The sequence below is a fragment of the Erwinia amylovora genome (genome assembly GCF_017161565.1).
Lineage (GTDB): Bacteria > Pseudomonadota > Gammaproteobacteria > Enterobacterales > Enterobacteriaceae > Erwinia > Erwinia amylovora.
In genome coordinates this window covers 737,326-754,181 of record NZ_CP066796.1, presented here as the reverse complement: position 1 = coordinate 754,181, position 16,856 = coordinate 737,326, and the positions used below count along the sequence as shown (strand labels likewise).

Below are 16,856 nucleotides of genomic sequence, written 5' to 3'. Positions count from 1 at the left end.
CCAGTTACCCTTCCCCCGCCAGCCGGATAATCAGCTGCCCCGGTTCGGTGATCACCTCGATCTTCTGCCCGGTCTCAAATCCCAGCTCCGCCATCCAGTGGCCCTTAAGGGTAATGGACGGTGACGGCAGGTGCTTAATATGATCGCGGATATAACCCACGGTATAACGTCTTGATGTTATGGGTATACGTGTCCCTGTCTTATGATGCTAATTAAGCAAGGGAGCGGAAAGCGGCAACCGCGTTACCGTGGATGCCGGACGCAACCTGACCTTAACCAGCGAGCAGGACAGCGATAACTACGACTCAAAACAGCTGAACGCCAGCGCGGGCGGCAGCGTTGGCTTTAGTCCTTCCACCGCTTCTGTCAGCCTGAGCCGGGATAAAATGCACAGCAACTACGACCCGGTCCAGGAGCAGACGGGCATCTTTGCCGGCAAGGGCGGCTTTGATATCACCACCGGTGAACATACCCAGCTCAACGGCGCGGTTATCGGCTCCACCGCCGCCCCGGACAAAACCGCCTCGATACCGGCTCGCTCGGCTTCGGCGATATTGAAAACAAGGCCAGATACCAGGTCGAACACCTGAGCGAGAGCTTCGGCACCGGCGGCAATACAGGCCTGCAGTTCCTCGGGAATGCGGCCGGCATCCTGATGGTGGGCGTCAACGGTAACGGACACGACAGCTCAACCACCAAAGCGGCGGTATCTGACGGCAGCATCATCATCCGTGACGCCAGCGCCCGGCGCCAGGATGTTGCCGGCCTGAGCCGCGACGTGGAGCATGCCAATCAGACGCTCTCCCCTATTTTCAATAAAGAAAAGGAGCAGCAGCGGCTGCAGGAAGCGCAGAAGATAAGCGAAATAGCCTTGCAGGCGGCAGATATTGCGGCGACGCAGGGCAAAATCAAAGCCACGCGGGCGGCAAATGATAAAATTGCCGGGGCCAGTCAGCACGACCGCGATAAAGCCCTGGCCGAACTGAAAAAGCAGGACCCGTCGAAGCAGTACAGTGAGGCGGATATAGAAAATCAGGTTTACCAGAATTTCTATCATCAGGCCTTAACGGAAAGCGGGTTCGGCACCGGCGGCAAGGTGCAGCAGGCCATCCAGGCCGCCACGGCGGCGGTACAGGGCCTGGCGGGCGGCAACATCGGTGCGGCGATTGCCGGCGGAGCGGCACCGTATCTGGCGGAGGTTATTCATAAGATGACCGAAGACAAGACCGTGCCCGGCGGCATCAACGTCGAAGCCAACCTGATGGCGCATGCGGTCGTGGGTGCGGTAGTGGCACAGGCAAGCGGTCACTCCGCTTTGGCCGGAGCAGCAGGCGCAACGACCGGGGAATTTATTGCGCAGCAGCTGTACCCCGGGACAGACAGAAACCAGCTCACCGAAGAGCAAAAGCAGACGGTCAGCACGCTGGGCACGCTGGCGGCAAGCCTCGCGGGCGGCTTGACGGGAGGGAGCGCCGCCGATACAGTGGCGGGTGCCCAGGCCGGGAAGAATGCGGTGGAGAATAATGCGCTGGGCCTGCCGTCCGGCTTGCAGAGTTATGGTCAGGCTGTGGCATCGTGGGACCAGTATGCAGAGACAAACGGACTGACGCCGGAGCAGAAACAGGCCGGGCTGAATAAGCTGGCGCAGGGTGATTTACCCGCCGGACAGAATGCAGCCACGGGGCTGATAACGGCTTGGGGCGCGGGAATGTCCGCTGTGGTTGCGCCCGTACTGTTGCCCTCCGGCGCAACGGCAGGAAGTATCCTGGCAGGCGGGGTTATCAGTGGTGCGGCCAATGTAAGTAATCAGATTACAGGCGATGGCCCGGTAAGCATGACCGATGCACTGATAGCAGCGGGTTCAGGGGCCGTTACGCAGGGTAAAGGGTTCTGGTTTACAGAAGGAGTCAGCGTTATCGGAGCTTACGGTGGGGCGACGTTGCAGGGGAAAGATGCAGTTCCTGCTGTGGCAGGGGCAGCCGTTGGTACTGCGGTTGGTGCGGGCGGAGGTAAAGCTTTGGAAATTGGGAATAAATATTTTCCGGTCATCTCTGATAAAACTGCGGGTATTGCTGGAGCTATTGGCGGTTCTGTAGCCAGTGAAGCAACAGGTAGTAAAGTCGAGAATAAGCTAAAAGATGAGGGGGATAAGAAATGAAACCTCGTACTTATGGTTTGAAATCCCTCCTAATTTTACTAGTAACTTTTGTCGTTATTATGACTATTGCTATTTTATCCGGATGCCTATGTGCTGCAATTTTGGTTTATTTGAAAAATGGCTCTTTCATTTTTGGCTGGCAGGAGGATGTTCTTTTTTCAATTAAAAGAGGCATCGCGGCGGGCATCCCTACAGGAGCAGGTATTTGGATCTTATCTAGGATGAAAGACAAAACTCCTCCCCCCAACTCTAGTGGAGAATAATGCGCTGAGTGATATTACGCAGGCGCAGTCTGAAGGCAAGACGCCGGAGCAGAAGGCGGGTGAGTACGTTGAGGCCGAAAACGAGCGCTATAAGAAGGCAAACTGCGGCGGAATGAGCGCCCAGACCTGCTCGGTGAAGATGTACGAAGAGCGGCGTGAAGCGCTGAAAGACACAGTGTCACTGGGCGCTGACTTCGTGCCAGTCGTGGGTGATATCAAAAGCTTTGCGGAAGCGCAGTCGGCGCTGGATTACCTTGCCGCTGCAATCGGTATAGTTCCTGGCGCAGGTGATGCGGCAGGAAAGGTCATCAGGGCGGCAGAAACGGCGCTGAAGAAAGGCGATGTGGCTGAGGCGTCGAAGCTGATAAATCAGGCTAGTAGTGAGGTATCTGCAACCCTTCCTATGGGTAGCCGATACAATCAAATGAATCAACCTAAAAACCCCTCTTACCAGCCTGTAAGGAATCAACCAGCCACGATCAGTAATAGAGAATATTCTGGTCACGCTTTGGATAGAATGCAGGATAGAGGGATAACACCATCCGTGATTGAAAATGTAATTAAAACGGGTAAATCAACGCCTAGTCGAGGGGGACGACAGTACATTTTGATCCTGAAAACAAGGTATCTGTGGTTACAAATGAATCCGGAAGAGTAGTGACGGTTAAATATGGCGACAAGTAAAAAAGACATTATTTGCGAATATGCGTTAAGTACGTTAAATAACATTACCAGTTTTGCAAAGTTCGTCAGTTATGCCGAAGATCTGGTTCAAGTGGATGAGTTGTTTAGAAATGATCAAAGCAGAGATGACTACCACCAAATATGGTTCGAGCTGGAAATTATTAACGCAGTTGCTTTGTCTGAATGGGAAAACGAAGGATGCCCTCGGGACTGGCAAAATCGTTGGGAATCAGATTATAGACAGGAAGCATCTAATCTAATCGATATGTTACTTAACACATTGAATTAATAATTAAATCCCAACCCTGGCGGTTGGGATTTTACTTTATAGTCAGTAAGTTACCCTTCCCCCGCCAGCCGGATAATCAGCTGCCCCGGCTCGGTGATCACCTCGATCTTCTGCCCGGTATCAAATCCCAGCTCCGCCATCCAGTGGCCCTTCAGGGTAATGGACGGTGACGGCAGGTGCTTAATATGATCGCGGATATAACCCACGGTATAACGTCTTGATGTTATGGGTATACGTGTCCCTGTCTTATGATGCTAATTAAGCAAGGGAGCGGAAAGCGGCAACCGCGTTACCGTGGATGCCGGACGCAACCTGACCTTAACCAGCGAGCAGGACAGCGATAACTACGACTCAAAACAGCTGAACGCCAGCGCGGGCGGCAGCGTTGGCTTTAGTCCTTCCACCGCTTCTGTCAGCCTGAGCCGGGATAAAATGCACAGCAACTACGACTCGGTCCAGGAGCAGACGGGCATCTTTGCCGGCAAGGGCGGCTTTGATATCACCTCCGGTGAACATACCCAGCTCAACGGCGCGGTTATCGGCTCCACCGCCGCCCCGGACAAAAACCGCCTCGATACCGGCTCGCTCGGCTTCGGCGATATTGAAAACAAGGCCAGATACCAGGTCGAACACCTGAGCGAGAGCTTCGGCACCGGCGGCAATACAGGCCTGCAGTTCCTCGGGAATGCGGCCGGCATCCTGATGGTGGGCGTCAACGGTAACGGACACGACAGCTCAACCACCAAAGCGGCGGTATCTGACGGCAGCATCATCATCCGTGACGCCAGCGCCCGGCGCCAGGATGTTGCCGGCCTGAGCCGCGACGTGGAGCATGCCAACCAGACGCTCTCCCCTATTTTCAATAAAGAAAAGGAGCAGCAGCGGCTGCAGGAAGCGCAGAAGATAAGCGAAATAGCCTTGCAGGCGGCAGATATTGCGGCGACGCAGGGCAAAATCAAAGCCACGCGGGCGGCAAATGATAAAATTGCCGGGGCCAGTCAGCACGACCGCGATAAAGCCCTGGCCGGACTGAAAAAGCAGGACCCGTCGAAGCAGTACAGTGAGGCGGATATAGAAAATCAGGTTTACCAGAATTTCTATCATCAGGCCTTAACGGAAAGCGGGTTCGGCACCGGCGGCAAGGTGCAGCAGGCCATCCAGGCCGCCACGGCGGCGGTACAGGGCCTGGCGGGCGGCAACATCGGTGCGGCGATTGCGGGCGGAGCGGCACCGTATCTGGCGGAGGTTATTCATAAGATGACCGAAGACAAGACCGTGCCCGGCGGCATCAACGTCGAAGCCAACCTGATGGCGCATGCGGTCGTGGGTGCGGTAGTGGCACAGGCAAGCGGTCACTCCGCTTTGGCCGGAGCAGCAGGCGCAACGACCGGGGAATTTATTGCGCAGCAGCTGTACCCCGGGACAGACAGGAACCAGCTCACCGAAGAGCAAAAGCAGACGGTCAGCACGCTGGGCACGCTGGCGGCAGGCCTCGCGGGCGGCTTGACGGGAGGGAGCGCCGCCGATACAGTGACGGGTGCCCAGGCCGGGAAGAATGCGGTGGAGAATAACTATCTGAGCAGCAAGCAGATAGATGATTTTGCGGCGAAAGCGAAAGGCTGCGATGCCCGTGGTGACTGCAAACAGATCGTGAAGGAAATGGAAGATCTGAGTCTGGCACAGCGTAATGATCTTATCGTAACTTGTGCTTCCGATGCCGCAGCTTGTAAAGAGAAATACGGTGATATCCCCGCCAACAGCCTATTGGTTCACGAAGCAATAGACAGAGCGCTGGGTGAAGATATTCCGTGGAGTATGAAGAATGATTTATCGGTCTTGCTGATGCAGCAGATGGATGAGTCAGGAATAGTAACCAGTACTGACTTTGCTCAGCAGTTACAGACGATTTATGGCTTAGATAGCCAGAAAGCGGAGATACTGGCTGGTGCAGCAATGGCTGCTGTTACGGGTGGGCTTGGGAAGGCTGGTAAGCTTCCAGCAGTTAATCCAAGCGTAAAAATTGCGACAGGGCAGGCTGTCGGTGCTTTCGAGAAAAGTTTAGCTGGTCTTCCTCCCGGTGAGCGAGTAGCTATCATAAAGCAAACAGCCCCGAAAGTTGCAGCAGAACACGGTATGGTCAAGGATAACCAACTAACTAAAAAAAATGGTGGGCGAGATGTGTATCGGGGGCAAGATGGAAATCTTTATGCGCTGGATACGCAGCATGGGCGATTTGAAGTCGTCAGTCCAAAGGGCAAACATTTAGGTGAAGTTGATTTCTCTATGCAAGTAAGAAAGCCTGCGGATACGTCGGGCGGCCATAATTTGAAGGTGAAATAATGAAGCTTATTGATCGTAGAGAAAAGTTTATATCCAGAGGATCTGCTTTTCGATTACCTGCAGTCTGGCCTTATGAAAAGTTGGTTGATTTTATGGTATTTGAAACGCAGGACGATGAACGTCCATATGGTTTAATTATTTCATCCGGTTACAAGGCTGGCCTATGTTTAGTAAAATTTCCAATGGAAAGTATTTCAGACGAAGGAAATGGATTGAGCACAGAATGGGTTATTAACAACTGGGAAAAATGGATCTACCCAGAATGTAATGTTGAAGATGTTCATATTATTGAGCAATATGTAGCAACTGCTATTGAATGATCAGTATCCCGGCCACCGAGCCGGGATTTTACTTTATAGTCAGTAAGTTACCCTTCCCCCGCCAGTCGGATAATCAGCTGTCCCGGCTCGGTGATCACCTCGATCTTCTGCCCGGTATCAAATCCCAGCTCCGCCATCCAGTGGCCCTTCAGGGTAATGGACGGTGACGGCAGGTGCTTAATATGATCGCGGATATAACCCACGGTATAACGTCTTGATGTTATGGGTATACGTGTCCCTGTCTTATGATGCTAATTAAGCAAGGGAGCGGAAAGCGGCAACCGCGTCACCGTGGATGCCGGACGCTACCTGACCTTAACCAGCGAGCAGGACAGCGATAACTACGACTCAAAACAGCTGAACGCCAGCGCGGGCGGCAGCGTTGGCTTTAGTCCTTCCACCGCTTCTGTCAGCCTGAGCCGGGATAAAATGCACAGCAACTACGACTCGGTCCAGGAGCAGACGGGCATCTTTGCCGGCAAGGGCGGCTTTGATATCACCACCGGTGAACATACCCAGCTCAACGGCGCGGTTATCGGCTCCACCGCCGCCCCGGACAAAAACCGCCTCGATACCGGCTCGCTCGGCTTCGGCGATATTGAAAACAAGGCCAGATATCAGTTACGCCCGTCGCTTCTGCGGCCCCGCCATCATCCGGATAAACTCAGTAATCTGCCGCTGCTTGCGGGCGGACGGCTTACCGCACACCTGGCGCAGCGCCTGCATCACCTCCGGCTCCGCGATGGCGGTTTAACCGTCAGTATCAGGCAGTCCGGCAGCACCCGCACGTTAACCGCCGTGCCGGTATCAAACCCCGCCGCCCTTCAGCGCCACGGCGGGCGATGGCGCAAAGGTGCCCGATCGCGGACGTAGCCCACGGCATATGCCTTATTTTGGTTAGGGGTGTAGCCGCTCCTCACTTGATTATATTCGCAGCCGGCAGCAGAGCTGTGATGTCAACCTGCTGCCGGCGCAGATCACCCGGGCACCCGACGGGCAAATGAATGCCGCAGCGCTTCCGCTGGCGTGGGTATTAATGTGGGTGGATGAGGAAAGCGTAATGACGCTCAATACCAGCAGAACAGAAACAAGCCAGTCTGGATGCCAGTCAAGCAATGCATAAGGGCAAGTCAAGGCTGGCGCCGGGATCGGTCTTATGCACAGTCATCGGGAAGCTTTGCAGCAACGCCTTAAGCCATCAAATTCAAGCGAGTAACTTCCTCAACGTGCTGATATCAATCTTTTGCTGCTGCCAGTGCACCTGTCCTCTGCTAAACCATCGCCAAACTGCTGGCTTAGCCTGCCCTGTTTGCAGAGTTCATTAGCCGCTTTATCAATATCCAAAACAGGATCCTCCCGGCTGGCACTCACATCGCGCTTCTGCCACCGCTCAGAGGTATCATCCGGGGTAGCAGAAAGAGTTCAGGGAATTCTGGCCGTCAGTAAGAGAATTAGCTTATACACCGCGAAGAAAATTTCACTTCAAGCAATGACAATATTTCCGCAGTTGATATCGTTGACATTAAGATTTTCGCGTTAATAACGAATAAAAAATTAATAGTGAAATTAATTAATAAAACATAACCTTGTTATTAATTAACAGCCCAACACTTCCTTTACTCTTAATAAATCATTTGATAGATTCGTTTTCGTTCACGCAGCGTAAATTAACCTCATCGCCCCTGCATTTCAGGTATTAGCTAAGTGGCATGGCGCTTTTTGCGTTATTTTATCAAGCTGTGGGTTAGCGAAAAAAACTCCTCTTTCAAGAGGGAACTTCAATATAAGCAATAAGGATATAGCAATGAATGTAAAAATTATGGCAATTGTTTTAGCCTTTAGCGCTCTGCCGGCCAGCTTGTTGGCGCGTGCAGACAGCCATGCTCTGTCAATCGGCTATGCGCAAAGCCGGGTGCAGGATTTTAATAATCTGCGAGGTGTTAACGTCAAGTATCGCTATGAGCCGGAATCTTTGCTCGGCGTCATCACGTCATTCAGCTATATGTCTGCTGGAGGAAACGTGTTTGATTCGTCCAGTTGGGAGGACACGTATTACGACGATAGTGTAAAAGTAAAATACTTTTCGTTGCTTGTTGGTCCGGCTTACCGTATTAACAAACATGTTTCACTTTATGCCGTTGGTGGTATAAGTAACGGTAAATCCGCTCTGACACAGAACTACCGCCATAGTAATTATACATATACTGAAAATTCGACTGATAACACGACTTCATTAGCTTATGGTGCTGGTGTTCAGATTAACCCTCTGGAAAACATTGTCCTCGATATTAGCTATGAAGGAAGTAAACTGCAGCAAACAAAAATCAACGGCTTTAGTATGGGTATTGGCTATCATTTCTGAATCTACTATCTGTCATCTCTCGGTCAGAGGAAACTAAAATTGAAATGGCCACAGGATGCTTATGTTAAACTGAGCATCCTGTCCATACCATCCTGTTACGCCTGTACATTTCATAGAAATATCAAAAAAATCAATCCGCTTTAGGGTCTGCTGAACATATCTTAACTTGTCATCACCTGCGATTTCCGCGACACAATATCTTATATCGCTGCTTACCAATAAAGGTGGTTAAGCAATGGCGGCAATAAATGAGGTCGCCAGATGCAATCAGTCCATATCAGATGTCGCCTTCCTGATTTCTACCAGGCAGCTCATGGCGTTGGGGCCTTGTGTCAGTGATGAGGTGCCGATATCCAGCGTCAGTACATTCGGATTACCGGCGCGATCGTAATTCCGCCACGCTTTGCCAAATCCCGGGTCAAACCACGCCCCGGTGGCGATCAGCACCACCCGCGGACTGACGCCGTCGGTAATACGCACACCGGCCTGCATATGTCCGCGATCGTTAAAGACATCAATCACGTCACCGTCACTGATGCCGCGTAGCGCTGCATCCTGCGGGTGCATTGACAGGGTTTCACGCCCACGGATTTTGTTGGCCTGTACGCCGGGCGTGGCATCCATCTGGCTATGCAGACGGTCATGGGGCTGAATCGAAATCATATGCAGCGGGAAGCGCTGACCGATTTCCGCTCCCAGCCACTCCTGCGGCGGCTGCCATTCCGGGTGTGGAGCGAAATCGGTCAGCTGATATCCGGCGATGGTTTCACTAAATAGCTCAATTTTACCGCTGGCAGTATCAATCGGATGCCTGAACGGGTCCTGGCGGAAGTCAGCCATAAATACCCACGGCTTATCCGGCTGCGGGATCTCAACGTGGCCCTGCTGCCAGAAGGTTTCGAACGCCGGGAAAACGATACCTTTGCCAGCGTGAGCCAGCGCACACTGCTGGTAAAGATATTCTATCCACGCCATTTCATCGCGTTTTTCGGTATAGCTGTCGCGGTACCCCAGACGCTCCGCCAGATCGGCAAAGATATCAAAATCGTTGCGCGCCTGATGCCGGGGTGCTATCGCCTGATGCATCGCCAGCACAAAGCGGTCCTTCGACGATCCGCCAATATCATTGCGCTCCAGTGAGGTGGTCACCGGCAGAACGATATCTGCCATCTGCGCGGCAGGCGTCCAGACGATATCCTGCACCACCACCGTATCGGGGCGCTGCCAGCCAGCAACCAGCCGGTTTAGCTGTTGATGATGATGGAAAGGGTTGCCCCCGGCCCAGTGGATCAGATGGATATCCGGGTAGGTATGGCTCTGCCCCTGGAAGCTATATTCCGCGCCGGGATTAAGCAACATATCGCTGATGCGCGCCACCGGGATAGCCTGGCTGGCAATCGGATTTACTCCGGTCGACATCAACGGAGAAGGTCCCTCCGTACGTGGGTTGCCCACGCTGTTCATTGAGCCGTGACCAAAAGAGAAGCCCGCCCCCGGCAAACCCGGCTGGCCAAGCATGGATGAGAGCGCAATCATCATCCAGTACGGCTGTTCGCCACGGTGGGCGCGCTGTACTGAATAAGAGCAGGTGATAAAGCTACGTTTGCCGCACAGCTGCCGCGCCAGCAGGGCGATACGTGCTGCCGGGATGGCGGTGATGCGACTTGCCCACTGCGGGGTTTTAGGCTGACCGTCACTTTCGCCCAGCAGATAGGCGCGCAGCTGCGGGTACCCACACAGTGCGATTGCAGGAAAGCCCTATCAACCGCAGCCAGGCGTTCGATTTCGTAGCCGAGTGACAACATCAGCGCCACGTCGGTATTCGGACGAATGGGGATCCACTCGGCGTTAACAAATTGCGGGCAATTGTCGCGCATCGGGCTGATATTGATTACCGGGGTGCCTTTTGCCGCCAGCTGCAGCAGCGCGGGCTTCAGACTGTGCTCCCCCGCTCCACCGGATGCCACCTGGCCGTTCTTCAGCGCCAGCCCGCCAAAGGCGATAAACAGCTCACAGTGTTCCACCACGCTGGGCCAGTCGGTGACGCGCCCGGTCAGCGGCAAATAAGTACCGATCACATAAGGCAGAAAGAACTGTGCCGCTCCCCAGCTGTAATTACCCTGCTGATCAATGCCACCACCGCCAAGGTTGTAAAAGCGCCTGACCAGCGTGCGGGCGTGGTTAACGCGCCCGGCAGAAGACCAGCCGTAGGAACCGCTAAAGATGCCGCTGGCACCATAGCGCTCACGCACTCGCCGGTTCTCATCCGCCACCAGATCCAGCGCGGTTTCCCAGTCTACCGCGACAAAATCCTCGCGACCACGCAGGGTACGGTCGCTTTTTTCGCGCGATTTAAGCCACGAGCGGCGCACCATCGGCTGACGGATGCGTTTATCCGAATAGACCAGCTCGGGGATGGAGTTCAACATGGGCGACGGGTCGCGATCGGCAAAAAAAGGCTCACAGCGTAGCAGTTTCCCCTTTGCAACGACGGCGCTGAAAGCTCCCCAGTGGGCAAGATGTGGCACTTTTTTGATCGTCATAGCAGGTTCCATTGGGCAGTTTTTTTGCCGACTCAGAGTAGCATTTTTCCCGAAGCCACATCACGCACCGTTTATCTTCAGAATTGGCACCGGGGCGATCCTGGCAGGCTTGCAGTCACCGACGCTTTCCGCAACACTAAGTGAAATGTAAACGCTTACCCAGGAAGGTTTTTCTTCGATGGCTACGATAAAGGATGTTGCCAGGCTCGCCGGCGTTTCGGTAGCCACCGTCTCCCGCGTGATTAATCACTCGCCTAAAGCCAGTGAAAGTTCCCGCCTGGCCGTCACCAGCGCGATGGCGTCTTTACAGTATCACCCCAACGCCAACGCCCGTGCGCTTGCCCAGCAGTCCACCGAGACGATCGGGCTGGCGGTTGGTGATGTGTCCGATCCCTTTTTCGGCGCAATGGTGAAGTCGGTGGACGAAGTGGCCTGGCAGACCGGTAACTTCCTACTGATTGGTAATGGCTATCACGATGAGCAAAAAGAGCGTCAGGCGATAGAGCAACTGATCCGCCATCGCTGCGCTGCGCTGGTGGTCCATGCCAAAAAGATCCCTGATGACGAACTGCAATCGCTGATGAGGCAGATCCCCGGCATGGTGCTGCTGAACCGCGTACTCCCGGGCTTTGAAACACGCTGCATCGCGCTGAATGACCGCTACGGCTGCTGGCTGGCAACGCGTTATCTTATCCGTCAGGGGCACCAGAATATTGCCTTTATCTGTTCGAATCACGCCATTTCCGATGCCACCGACCGCCTGCAGGGCTACCACGATGCGCTCAGGCAACACCACCTGCCGTGTAGCGATCGGCTGGTCGCCTTTGGTGAACCGGACGAAGTCGGTGGCGAGCAGGCAATGACCGAACTGCTCGGCCAGGGCAAAACCTTCAGCGCGGTCGCCTGTTACAACGATTCCATGGCGGCCGGGGCGCTGGCGGTATTGAACGATAATGGCGTACGGGTCCCGGAAGAGATGTCTTTGACAGGCTTTGATGATGTGCTGGTTGCGCGCTATGTCCGCCCGCGCCTGACGACTATCCGCTATCCTGTTGTGCAGATGGCTAAGCAGGCGGCCCTGTTGGCATTAGCACTGGCCCACGGCCAGCCGCTGCCGGAAGTGACAAATCTGTTCAGCCCAACCCTGGTACGCCGCCATTCGGTGGCTGCGCCGTCGGGCTGATAGCGCCCGGCTTTAGCGGGAAGCGGCCGCCAGCTAATCTTGGTGCCGCTTCCCCGGCCGCGCAGTCAGCTCACAGGCCGTTAAAACTCCAGCGCCAGCAGTTCGGCCACGGTTTGGGCGCGGCGGATCTGACGCGGCTGGCCGTTTTCAAATAACACTTCCGCCAGCAGCGGGCGGCTGTTGTAGTTGGACGACATCGAAGCGCCATAAGCGCCGGTATCATGGAATACCAGATAATCCCCCACCTGCACCGTCGGTAGCGCACGGGTTTCCACCTTGCCGCCTTCCAGCTGGGTAAATACGTCACCGGATTCGCACAGCGGTCCTGCCACCACGCTTTCCACGGTATTCACCTCATCCAGCGCCCGGCCATCGCCAGCTATCGCAGAGATATGATGGTAGCTGCCATACATCGACGGGCGCATCAGATCGTTAAACCCGGCATCGGCTAACACAAAGTGACGGCTGCCCATATTTTTGACCGCCCGTACCTGGCTTATCAGCACGCCGGATTCCGCCACCAAAAAACGACCCGGTTCTATTTCCAGCTTCACCGGGTGGCCAAGATGGCGTTCCACGCGCTGACGCGCCGCATCCCACAGGCCGAAATAGTGTTGGGTATCAATGGTCTCTTCACCAAAACGATACGGGACAGACAGCCCGCCGCCCGCCGAGATCGCCTGCAAATCCTGACCAAAGCTGATGATGTGATTTACCATCGCATCACAGACTTGCTCCAGATGCGCGTAGTCCACGCCGGATCCGATATGCATATGGATCCCCACCAGCTGCAGCTGATATGTCTCAATGGCTTCCAGCGCCAGCGCCATATCGCCATACCAGATGCCGTGCTTGCTGTTCTCGCCGCCGGTATTGGTTTTTTGACTGTGACCGTGACCAAAACCCGGGTTGACGCGCAGCCAGACGGGGTGTCCGGCAGAAACCTGACCCAACTGATGCAGCATATCGACAGAACCGGCATTGACCGGTATTTTCAGCTCGGCAACCCTTGCCAGCGTAGGCTTATCAAGCAGATCGGCGGTAAATACAATCTCATCGCCCCCTGTCAGGTACCCGGCGGCCAGCGCACGTTCGATTTCGCCCAGCGATACCGAGTCTACCTTCACGCCCGCCGCCCGCATCAGGCGCAGAATATGAATGTTTGAACAGGCTTTCTGCGCGAAACGCACCACGTCGAACTGCTGCAACTGGCTGATGCGTTCGCCAATGATACTGGCGTCATATGCCCAGAAAGGGCCGCCATATTGGCGTGCCAGCGGCAGCAAATTTTCAACGGTCAAAGCGGTAGTGGTATCGGTAAGCAGGCGCGGCATAAAACGGTCTCCGTTAGTTGATGGCGCTATTAAGCCACAGCGGAAACCGGGAGAAAAATATCTGTTTTATCTCACTCTATTCATCCATGATATGGCATAACCCCCTTTGTTGAGCGAGAGTCAGTGATGGCCGGCGTTTCACTGCGTCATATCGAGATTTTTCATGCGGTGGTTACCACCGGTAATTTAACCGAGGCGGCTGCGCTGCTGCACACCTCGCAGCCTACCGTGAGCCGTGAGCTGGCCCGCTTCGAAAAGCTGATCGGCCTGCAGCTATTTGAACGGGTGCGCGGACGCCTGCAGCCAACGGTGCAGGGCTTGAGCCTGTTTGAGGAAGTGCAACGATCCTGGTACGGGCTGGACCGCATTCTCAGTGCGGCAGAAGGACTGCGGCAATTTCGCCAGGGCGAGCTGTCGCTTGCCTGTCTGCCGGTCTTCGCCCAGTCGCTGCTGCCGCTGCTGTGCCAGCCGTTTATGCAGCGTTATCCCGATCTGAGCCTGAATATTATTCCGCAAGAATCGCCGCTGCTGGAAGAGTGGCTGTCGGCCCAGCGCTATGACCTGGGGCTGACCGAAACCACGCATACTCCGGCAGGTACCGAGCGCTGCGCCCTGTTCACCGGTGATGAAGTCTGCGTACTGCCACAGGGCCATCCGTTGGCCGGGCGCAACTGTCTGACACCACAGGACTTTGCCAGCCAAAACTATATCAGCCTGTCACGCAGCGACAGCTACCGGCAGCTGCTGGACGCGATGTTTAATGAACAGGGAGTACAGCGGCGCATGGTGATGGAAACGCACAGCGCGGCTTCAGTCTGTTGTATGGTCAGGGCGGGGGTCGGCGTGTCGATTGTCAATCCGCTGACGGCGCTTGATTACGCCGACAGCGGAGTGGTGATTCGGCGTTTCAGCGTCGCGGTGCCGTTCACCGTCAGTTTAATCCGACCACGCCACCGGCCGGCATCCGCACTGGTTGAGGCTTTCAGCCAGCATCTGCATCAGCAGATTGGGCTGTTCAGCCAACGCCTGCAGCAGCATCTCAATTAAACCTTTATGGCCAGCGGCCGCGTGCGTATGCCATGGAAGGTATACAGGCAGACCAGCAGGCCGATGGCCGCCATTATCGCTGCCGCCAGCGGTACCGCCGTCAGGCCGTAACCGCCACCGATTGCCGCGCCGCCAACCCAGGCACCAAGAGCATTACCAAGGTTGAATGCGGTGATGTTGAGCGTCGACACCAGGTGCGGTGCGTCCTTACCGTGGCGCACCACGTTTATCTGCAGTGCCGGCATCATCGAGAAAATGGCCATTGCCCAGAAGAACAGGGTGATTTCCGCTGGCCAAAAAGAGTGGCTGGTCCAGCTAAACAGCAGTGAAAACACGGCAATCAGCGTAAAACTGAGGATCAGGCTAAATGATATCTTCCAGTCTGCCAGCTTGCCGCCCAACAGATTACCGATGGTCAGACCAATCCCCATCAGAAACAGCGTCCAGCTGACGCCGCGCTGACTGATGCCGGTAACCTGTAACAGTAAAGGAGCAACATAGCTGAACAGCGAGAACATCGAAGCGGCAAAGCACATCGACATCAGTAGCGACAACCATAATTTGCCATTCTTCAGCGCGCTAAATTCCGAGGCGAGATGCACCGTTTTTTCATCACGCTGAGCCGGCAGGCTGGCAATCAGTCCAGCAAACGCCAGCACGCCGGTCACCGCCACGCACAGGAAGGTCGTGCGCCAGCCGAACGTTTGCCCCACCCAGGTTCCCAGCGGTACGCCAAGGACATTGGCCAACGTCAGGCCGGTGAACATCAGCGCCACCGCTGATGCCTGCCTGCCCGGAGCCACCAGTCTGGCCGCTACCACCGCGCCAATGCCGAAGAACGCACCGTGACACAGTGCCGTGACCACGCGGGCCAGCATGAGCAGGTTGTAATTCCATGCCAGTGAACCGATCGTGTTGCCGACTATAAAGATCGCCATCAGCAGCATCAGCGCGTGTTTACGCGGGAGCCTGGCAGTAAGCAGCGTCATGATCGGCGCACCGATGGCCACGCCGAGTGCATAACCACTAATTAGCCAGCCCGCAGACGGTATAGAGATTTGCAGGTCACTCACTACTTCCGGCAACAGCCCAATCATGACAAATTCGGTGGTGCCAATCGCGAAGGCACACAGCGCCAGCGCCAGTAATGAAACAGGCATCTCATACACTCCAAAAAATAGAAAATCGCCTGCTGCGCGCAGAGGACGATAAAAGTTAAAAAAAACAGTTCATGCCGTGCCGCAACGTAGTTAAGAGCAATAGTTTGATCTACGTCACATCAAGACATTAAAGCATAGCTGAATGAGGGCTGACAGCCTGCGATTGGCAAGAGTTTATTGCCTGAGAGGCAAGAATGGCTCATCTGATGAATAAGCTCATGTTCTGAATCTGACAGATCAGTGCCCGCAACTATTTTCGCGGGTATCCTCGTTACAGCCCTGTTTTATCAATTTCATCCCTTTTTCTTAAGGGAAATTTCATCTTTCCCCGATATCATCACATCATCAGGTTCAATTAATGTCTCTGTGTTTTAGCTGTTAACCTTGCAATTTCATTAAAGTTATAAGGCAAATTTCCGATAGCAATAGATATGAGTATGGATATCCATGCACCACCCGATAAATATGACCAAGGAATCATCATGCGTTATCCCCTGTGCCTGCTGGCCCTCTTACTGGGGGGATGTTCAGTTGGCGATTATCACTACAGCAGTGAAGCCCATGATCGCGTCGATATGACGATGACCGGCATCCCAACAGTGCTGGGTTTAGGCACACTGGGAACCACTATTCCTTTGACGGCAGAATACAGCCTGACCGCAGCCCATGTGGCGAAATATTCCCTGTACCGCGTCAAGGCATACCACCCTGATTGCGACCTGGCCGTGGTTTACCACAAAAATTCGCCAAACCCGCAGCCAAAATTCCGTAACGGCATGATTGGCGACAAGATCAATATGTATGGCTACAGTTTTCTCTCGGCGATGCCGGTGGCCTCCAGTGGGACTAATCTGATCAATACCGGTCTGACAGATAGCTGGAACAAAGCCAGCTGTGTGGTCGTCGCGACCAATGCAGGCGTGGTTCAGGGAATGTCCGGGGGCGCGGTGTATAACGCTTCTGACGATTCCATCGCCGGGGTGATTGTCGGCTACGCCAGCAGCATTAAAGATAAGAAAACCGGAAAAAACCTGTATAAGGACGTTTCATTGTATGTTCCCTATACACGGTTTAAAGACTGGCTCGACAACGCGACAAAATCCTGAGCCAGCCAGTATGGATTTCAGCGAGCATCAACGCCGCAGCGGCAGCCGCATGGATTGCGGCGGTGTT

General features: G+C 54.5%; 13 protein-coding genes and 4 pseudogenes. 11 read left to right on the top strand and 6 right to left on the bottom strand.

Annotation, left to right across the window (positions count from 1 at the left end; genetic code table 11):
• Window positions 1-4: 4 nt before the first annotated feature.
• Window positions 5-160, bottom strand: coding sequence for a SymE family type I addiction module toxin (locus JGC47_RS03455; protein WP_004161815.1), 156 nt, complete (start codon window positions 158-160; stop codon window positions 5-7).
• Window positions 161-227: 67 nt separating this feature from the next.
• On the opposite strand from JGC47_RS03455, the pseudogene JGC47_RS03445 reads away from it, so the two are divergent.
• The 4 genes and pseudogenes from JGC47_RS03445 to JGC47_RS03430 form a co-directional block, all read left to right on the top strand.
• Window positions 228-2,158: pseudogene (locus JGC47_RS03445) on the top strand (VENN motif pre-toxin domain-containing protein); the annotation flags it as partial.
• Window positions 2,155-2,421, top strand: coding sequence for a hypothetical protein (locus JGC47_RS03440; RefSeq protein ID WP_013036209.1), 267 nt, complete (start codon window positions 2,155-2,157; stop codon window positions 2,419-2,421). The pseudogene JGC47_RS03445 and the gene JGC47_RS03440, both read left to right, overlap by 4 nt.
• Complete coding sequence (locus JGC47_RS03435) at window positions 2,411-3,079, top strand: DUF4258 domain-containing protein (RefSeq protein WP_004155657.1); 669 nt, start codon at window positions 2,411-2,413, stop codon at window positions 3,077-3,079. Before JGC47_RS03440 ends, JGC47_RS03435 begins: the two co-directional genes overlap by 11 nt.
• A 12-nt stretch (window positions 3,080-3,091) precedes the next feature.
• Entirely contained in the window at window positions 3,092-3,394 is a 303-nt protein-coding gene (locus JGC47_RS03430) for a hypothetical protein (protein ID WP_013036210.1), read from the top strand.
• Window positions 3,395-3,444: 50 nt separating this feature from the next.
• Here JGC47_RS03430 and JGC47_RS03425 read toward each other — a convergent pair whose 3' ends face one another.
• Entirely contained in the window at window positions 3,445-3,600 is a 156-nt protein-coding gene (locus tag JGC47_RS03425; protein ID WP_004155650.1) for a SymE family type I addiction module toxin, read from the bottom strand.
• Between the two features lie 67 nt (window positions 3,601-3,667).
• Here JGC47_RS03425 and JGC47_RS17525 point away from each other — a divergent pair.
• Both JGC47_RS17525 and imm45 read left to right on the top strand, forming a co-directional pair.
• Window positions 3,668-5,734, top strand: a pseudogene (locus tag JGC47_RS17525) (VENN motif pre-toxin domain-containing protein); the annotation flags it as partial.
• On the top strand, window positions 5,734-6,054 hold the full coding sequence (imm45, locus tag JGC47_RS03415; protein WP_004155654.1) for an Imm45 family immunity protein: 321 nt from the start codon (window positions 5,734-5,736) through the stop codon (window positions 6,052-6,054). The pseudogene JGC47_RS17525 and the gene imm45, both read left to right, overlap by 1 nt.
• 47 nt (window positions 6,055-6,101) lie before the next feature.
• On the opposite strand, the gene JGC47_RS03410 is transcribed toward imm45, so the two are convergent.
• Window positions 6,102-6,257, bottom strand: coding sequence for a SymE family type I addiction module toxin (locus tag JGC47_RS03410; protein WP_004155650.1), 156 nt, complete (start codon window positions 6,255-6,257; stop codon window positions 6,102-6,104).
• Between the two features lie 82 nt (window positions 6,258-6,339).
• Between JGC47_RS03410 and JGC47_RS17950 the strand changes: the two are divergent.
• Together JGC47_RS17950 and JGC47_RS03400 are read left to right on the top strand one after the other, a co-directional pair.
• Window positions 6,340-6,678, top strand: a pseudogene (locus JGC47_RS17950) (hemagglutinin repeat-containing protein); the annotation flags it as partial.
• Between the two features lie 1,180 nt (window positions 6,679-7,858).
• Entirely contained in the window at window positions 7,859-8,416 is a 558-nt protein-coding gene (locus tag JGC47_RS03400) for an Ail/Lom family outer membrane beta-barrel protein (RefSeq protein ID WP_004155636.1), read from the top strand.
• Window positions 8,417-8,683: 267 nt separating this feature from the next.
• Here JGC47_RS03400 and JGC47_RS17785 read toward each other — a convergent pair.
• Window positions 8,684-10,959, bottom strand: a pseudogene (locus JGC47_RS17785) (molybdopterin guanine dinucleotide-containing S/N-oxide reductase).
• A 178-nt stretch (window positions 10,960-11,137) separates the two neighbouring features.
• Between JGC47_RS17785 and galR the strand changes: the two are divergent.
• Window positions 11,138-12,142 carry an HTH-type transcriptional regulator GalR gene (gene galR, locus JGC47_RS03390; RefSeq protein ID WP_004155630.1) on the top strand — a complete coding sequence of 335 codons (1,005 nt, stop codon included), beginning with the start codon at window positions 11,138-11,140 and terminating at the stop codon, window positions 12,140-12,142.
• An 80-nt stretch (window positions 12,143-12,222) separates the two neighbouring features.
• Here galR and lysA read toward each other — a convergent pair whose 3' ends face one another.
• Window positions 12,223-13,476 carry a diaminopimelate decarboxylase gene (gene lysA / locus JGC47_RS03385; protein ID WP_004155629.1) on the bottom strand — a complete coding sequence of 418 codons (1,254 nt, stop codon included), beginning with the start codon at window positions 13,474-13,476 and terminating at the stop codon, window positions 12,223-12,225.
• Window positions 13,477-13,602: 126 nt separating this feature from the next.
• On the opposite strand from lysA, the gene JGC47_RS03380 reads away from it, so the two are divergent.
• Window positions 13,603-14,523, top strand: a complete 921-nt coding sequence (locus JGC47_RS03380; RefSeq protein ID WP_004155623.1) for a LysR family transcriptional regulator — start codon at window positions 13,603-13,605, stop codon at window positions 14,521-14,523.
• Here JGC47_RS03380 and JGC47_RS03375 read toward each other — a convergent pair.
• Window positions 14,520-15,683 carry an MFS transporter gene (locus JGC47_RS03375; RefSeq protein ID WP_004155622.1) on the bottom strand — a complete coding sequence of 388 codons (1,164 nt, stop codon included), beginning with the start codon at window positions 15,681-15,683 and terminating at the stop codon, window positions 14,520-14,522. The two genes, JGC47_RS03380 and JGC47_RS03375, sit on opposite strands and share 4 nt — an antisense overlap.
• Before the next feature lie 482 nt (window positions 15,684-16,165).
• Here JGC47_RS03375 and JGC47_RS03370 point away from each other — a divergent pair, with 482 nt between their 5' ends.
• On the top strand, window positions 16,166-16,789 hold the full coding sequence (locus JGC47_RS03370) for a trypsin-like peptidase domain-containing protein (protein ID WP_004155617.1): 624 nt from the start codon (window positions 16,166-16,168) through the stop codon (window positions 16,787-16,789).
• Window positions 16,790-16,856: the final 67 nt, after the last annotated feature.

What these genes read in the sequence shown, in the direction of transcription:
- JGC47_RS03440 (WP_013036209.1), top strand. Translation starts at nt 2,155, where the DNA reads ATGAAACCTCGTACTTATGGTTTGAAATCCCTCCTAATTTTACTAGTA.
- JGC47_RS03430 (WP_013036210.1), top strand. Translation starts at nt 3,092, where the DNA reads ATGGCGACAAGTAAAAAAGACATTATTTGCGAATATGCGTTAAGTACG.
- imm45 (WP_004155654.1), top strand. Translation starts at nt 5,734, where the DNA reads ATGAAGCTTATTGATCGTAGAGAAAAGTTTATATCCAGAGGATCTGCT.
- JGC47_RS03400 (WP_004155636.1), top strand. Translation starts at nt 7,859, where the DNA reads ATGAATGTAAAAATTATGGCAATTGTTTTAGCCTTTAGCGCTCTGCCG.
- galR (WP_004155630.1), top strand. Translation starts at nt 11,138, where the DNA reads ATGGCTACGATAAAGGATGTTGCCAGGCTCGCCGGCGTTTCGGTAGCC.
- lysA (WP_004155629.1), bottom strand. Translation starts at nt 13,476, where the DNA reads ATGCCGCGCCTGCTTACCGATACCACTACCGCTTTGACCGTTGAAAAT.
- JGC47_RS03380 (WP_004155623.1), top strand. Translation starts at nt 13,603, where the DNA reads ATGGCCGGCGTTTCACTGCGTCATATCGAGATTTTTCATGCGGTGGTT.
- JGC47_RS03375 (WP_004155622.1), bottom strand. Translation starts at nt 15,683, where the DNA reads ATGCCTGTTTCATTACTGGCGCTGGCGCTGTGTGCCTTCGCGATTGGC.
- JGC47_RS03370 (WP_004155617.1), top strand. Translation starts at nt 16,166, where the DNA reads ATGCGTTATCCCCTGTGCCTGCTGGCCCTCTTACTGGGGGGATGTTCA.